This window comes from uncultured Chitinophaga sp. (genome assembly GCF_937874145.1).
Classification (GTDB): domain Bacteria; phylum Bacteroidota; class Bacteroidia; order Chitinophagales; family Chitinophagaceae; genus Chitinophaga.
The window spans coordinates 1-5,011 of record NZ_CALNBI010000088.1; the positions used below are offsets into that span (position 1 = coordinate 1).

Genomic DNA, 5,011 nt, shown 5'->3' on the forward strand with positions numbered 1-5,011 from the left:
GGTGACGATGTACGCACCGCCAGCGGCCGCCCCGGCACCCGCTACTGGCAAAACGCCGCCGATTACAAAATCGATGTAACTTTTGATGATGTGAAGGAATCCGTTTCCGGGACCGTCATCATCACCTATAAAAACAACAGCCCGGAGAACCTTCCCTTCCTCTGGCTGCAACTCGACCAGAACATTTACCGCCTTTCTTCCAGGAGCGTGGCGGCAACCGCGCCCGCAGGCGGCCGCTGGGCCAACCGTAATTTCGACGGCGGCTACGATATCAGCAATGTTGCGCTGCTGACGGCGGGGAAAGCGCAGAAAGCGAAGTTCGAAGTGAACGATACCCGTATGCGCGTGGAATTACCGCAGCCGCTGAAAGCCAATGGCGGCAGCATCCAGGTGCAGGTTGATTTTTCCTTCCCTATCCCGGAATATGGAACCGACCGGATGGGCATCCTGAATTCCAAAAACGGCCGCATCTACGAGATCGCGCAATGGTATCCCCGGATGTGCGTGTTCGACAACGTGTTGGGCTGGAACACCCTGCCGTACATGGGCCAGGGCGAATTCTACCTCGAATACGGCAATTTCGATTATACCGTAAATGCACCGGCCGGCCACATCGTGGTTGGTTCCGGCGAACTGCTTAATCCCGCGGAAGTGCTCACGCCCACGCAGCTGGCCCGCTGGAAACAGGCCTCCGCCAGCGATAAAACCGTAATGCTCCGCGATATCTCCGAAGTGAAGGATCCCGCTTCCCGTCCGGCGAAAGACCGCCTTACCTGGAAGTTCCGCTGCGCCAACACGCGCGACGTGGCCTGGGCGGCCAGCAAATCGTTCATCTGGGACGCGGCGCGCATCAATCTCCCCGAAGGCAAAAAAGCCCTGGCGATGAGCGTGTATCCTGAAGAAAGCGCGGGCGACTCCGCCTGGCGCCGTTCCACCGAATTCGTGAAAGGATGCATCGAACATTATTCCGAAAAATGGTATCCCTACACTTATCCCGCCGCCGTGAACGTAGCGGGCATAGTCGGAGGGATGGAATACCCCGGCATCGTGTTCTGCTCCGCCCGCGCACAGAAAGCCAGCCTGTGGGGCGTAACCAACCACGAATTCGGGCATAACTGGTTCCCCATGATCGTAGGCAGCAACGAAAGAAGGTTTGGTTGGATGGACGAAGGTTTTAATACCTTTATCAATGGACTGGCAGACAAAGCATTCAATAACGGGGAATTCGACCACGGCCCCCGCGACCGCCATGCCCTGTCGCGCTCCATGTTCTTCGATTCCGCCAGCGCAATCCTCCACCGCCCGGACGTGATCCGCCCCGCGAGCTACGGTATCCTCGGGTATTACAAACCCGCCGTGGGCCTCGATATCCTGCGCGAAGTGGTGCTGGGTGAAGAGCGGTTCGACAAAGCATTCAAATATTACATCGACAACTGGGCGTTCAAACATCCCACGCAATGGGATTTCTTCCGCGCGATGGAAAACAGTGCAGGCGAGAGCCTTGACTGGTTCTGGCGTTCCTGGATCATCAACAACTGGAAGCTGGATATGGCAGTTGGCAACGTTGCGCCGCGCAATGACTCCACCACGGCCATCCAGGTGCTGTGCCTCGAAAAATCACCCATGCCGGTGGTAGTGGAAATCAAAGAAGCCGATGGAAAAACTTCCCGCGTAAACCTCCCGGTGGAAGTTTGGCAGGCCGGCGGCGCCTGGACCTTCCATCACTACTCGAAAAGCAAGGTAGTGGCTGTTACGGTGGACCCCGACAAGGTGCTGCCCGACGTCAATTCCGCCAATAATACCTGGAAAGCAGCACCCTGATCATAAGACTCCGGAATATTTCCGAAGCGCTCCCGGCCGGGAGCGCTTTTTTTTCGCCCGTATTTTCCTAAATTAGAGTAGTTCCACGATGATCCATTCATGTTGAAAAAATTACTGATTCCGCTATGTCTGATCGCGCTCTGCCAGGTCAAGGCGCAGCAACCCGCGTATCCCTTTACCAGCCTCAACATCCATCATGGATTGAGCAACAACCAGGTCAACTGCATCTACAAGGATGACCGTGGTTTCCTGTGGTTCGGCACGCTCGGCGGCCTCAACCGTTACGACGGCGCCAACGTCCGCGTGTTCCGGCATATCCTTTCCGATTCCCTTTCCCTGAACGATGATTACATTGTAGCGCTTTTTCCCGCCCCGGCCGGCAAAATGTACGTCCGGACGCGCAACGGCGATAACCTCTACGATCCGCGGCGCGAACAATTCTCCCCGGCTGCTGCATGGCTGGGCGCGCAGGGATTGCCGAAAGCCGGGTTGACGACGATGCTCATGACGGGCGACACCTGCTGGGCGGCGTACGCGGATTCAGGCCTGTACCGCCTCGGCGCCAGGGGCCATGCCGCACGGATCGCGCTACCCATGCGGAACGGCGGGCGGATCGCGGATATCAAACGGGAAGACGACCGGCATTTGCTCCTGTTGTGGTTCGACGGGGCGCTGACCCGTATCGACATCCGCTCCGGGCAAACCGTATGGCATTCGGAAGCGCTCATCGCCAACGTTTCCCGCGCACCCATGACACTCGCACTGTTTGTAGATAACCAGAAGGATTGCTGGGTGTATATGCCGGGGAGCGATTTCGGAGTGCTGTACTTCCGGCCCTCGACCGGCGAGAAGCGCATCGTTTCGCGCAAAACCGGGATACTCAATAACGACATTGTCAACAGCGTGATCCAGGACGACCGCGGCATGATTTGGATCGGGACGGATCACGGCGGCGTGAATGTGCTGGATAAACAAACTTTCCGGGCCAGGTTCTTCGTCAACCGGCCGGAAGATTCCAAAAGCATCGCGGAGAACGCGATTTATGCCTTGTATAAAGACAGCCAGGGTATCGTTTGGTGCGGGACTTATAAAAGAGGCGTGAGTTATTTCGCGGAGAACAAGATGAAATTCGCGCTGCATGAAGTCAAGCACGGCGACCCGCTGTCGCTGCCTTACAACGACGTCAACTGCTTCGCGGAAGATAAAAAAGGCAATGTCTGGATCGGGACGAACGGGGGAGGATTGATTTATTACGACCGGAAGGCGCAAACCTATCGCCAGTACCGGCATCGCGCGGGCGACGAGAACAGCCTCAGCAATGATGTGATCGTGAGCCTCCACGTTGATAAGTGGGACCAGCTTTGGATCGGATATTATTTCGGGGGGATGGGTTATTTCAGGGATGGGAAGTTCACGCATTACAGTCATTCCCCGCAGGATGCGAACAGCCTGGCCAATAAAACCGTCTGGAAGCTGTACGAAGACAAGCGCAACAACTTCTGGGTGGGGACGCTGGGCGGCGGGCTCGACCGGTTCGACCGCGGCAACGGGATTTTCTATCACAACAATGCGGACATGGCCAATTCGGTCCATTCCAACTATATCACCGCATTCGCCGAAACACCGGACGGCGACCTCTGGATCGGCACGGCTTATGGCATTGATGTGCTCGATAAATCGAAAGGCGTTTTCGTGCATTTGCTGCGCAGTACGCACCAGCTGAGCAACGACAATGTGACGTCGCTGCACTGCGACCGCCAGGGCCGCATGTGGGCCGGTACGCGGGAGGGGCTTGGTTATTATGATCCGGTGGCGTTGACTTTCCGCACGTTCCGGATGGAAGACGGGCTGCCGGATAACACCATCGTCAGCATCCTGGAAAGTGACGACGGTTACCTGTGGATCAGTACGGCGCGCGGGCTTTCGCGGGTCCGGGCAACGGGAAAGGGGAGTGAACTGGTGATTTCCTGCAGGAATTATGATGAGCAGGATGGTTTGCAGGGGAAGGTATTTAACGTGAATGCCGCGTTACGCCTGCGGAGCGGGGAATTGATTTTCGGCGGGGCGGATGGTTTCAATCTCTTTGATCCGGCGGAGATCAGGGAAAACAGGACCCCTCCGGCATTGGTTTTCACGGGTTTGCAACTGTTCAACAAAACGATCGCGCCGGGTGAAAGCTTCCGCGGGCACACCGTGCTCGACGCTTCGCTGCCCGAAACGCGCAGTATTGACCTGCGGTACAATGAGAATGATTTTTCGGTGGATTTCGCTTCGCTGAATTTCAGGAATGCGGATAAAAACCGGTATGAATACATGCTGGAAGGGTTTAACAAGGAATGGATGCTGACCGACGGAAAAACACGCCGGATATCTTATACCAACATTAACCCCGGCGAATACACGCTGCATGTGCGTTCTTCCCCGGAAGACGGCAATCCCACGGGCGGGGGCATATCGCTGCTGATCCGTATCCTTCCGCCCTGGTGGGCTACCGGTTGGGCCTATACGGCGTATGTGCTGCTCCTGGTGGCGGCGTTGTACCTGGGGCGGAGGGCCATCATCCGCCGCGCGCACCGCCGGTTTGCATTGCAGAACGAAAGGAAGGAAGCGCAGCGGCTGCATGAATTGGATATGATGAAGATCAAGCTATTGACGAATGTGAGCCACGAGCTGCGGACGCCTGTTTCCCTCATCCTTTCTCCCATCGAAGATTTCATCCGCCGCTCGGATGACGAAAGCGAGCGCCGGCAGTTCCAGCTTATCCGGCGAAATGCCAGGCGGCTCCTCAACCTGGTGAACCAATTGATGGATTTCCGGAAAATGGAAATGCGGGAATTGCGGACGGACCCCGTGCCGGGGGAGCTCATGGGCTTCCTCCGCGAATCCGCGCAGTCGTTTTCCGACCTGGCCGAACGCAAAGGCGTAACGCTGGCATATTCCGCGAATCCGGAACAGGTAAATGCCTGCTTCGACCACGACAAGCTGGAGCGCATCATTTTCAACCTGTTATCCAACGCGTTCAAATTCACTCCCGCCGGCGGGAAGGTATCCGTCATCTCCGAAGTGACGATCGAACAGGAGCGCGCCTGGCTGGAAATCAAAGTCAGCGATACCGGGATCGGCATTGCGCCCGACCGTATCGGTAAAATATTCGAGCGTTACTTCCAGGCCGACCAGCGCAGCGCGTTCG

2 protein-coding genes are annotated in these 5,011 nt (G+C 56.9%); both read left to right on the forward strand.

Annotation, left to right across the window (positions count from 1 at the left end; genetic code table 11):
• Nucleotides 1–1,821 (forward strand): M1 family metallopeptidase (locus tag Q0510_RS03895; RefSeq protein WP_298708441.1); only part of this gene is annotated, 1,821 nt, incomplete at its 5' end.
• Between the two features lie 99 nt (nucleotides 1,822–1,920).
• On the forward strand, nucleotides 1,921–5,011 hold a 3,091-nt coding region (locus tag Q0510_RS03900; protein WP_298708442.1), incomplete at its 3' end, for a two-component regulator propeller domain-containing protein.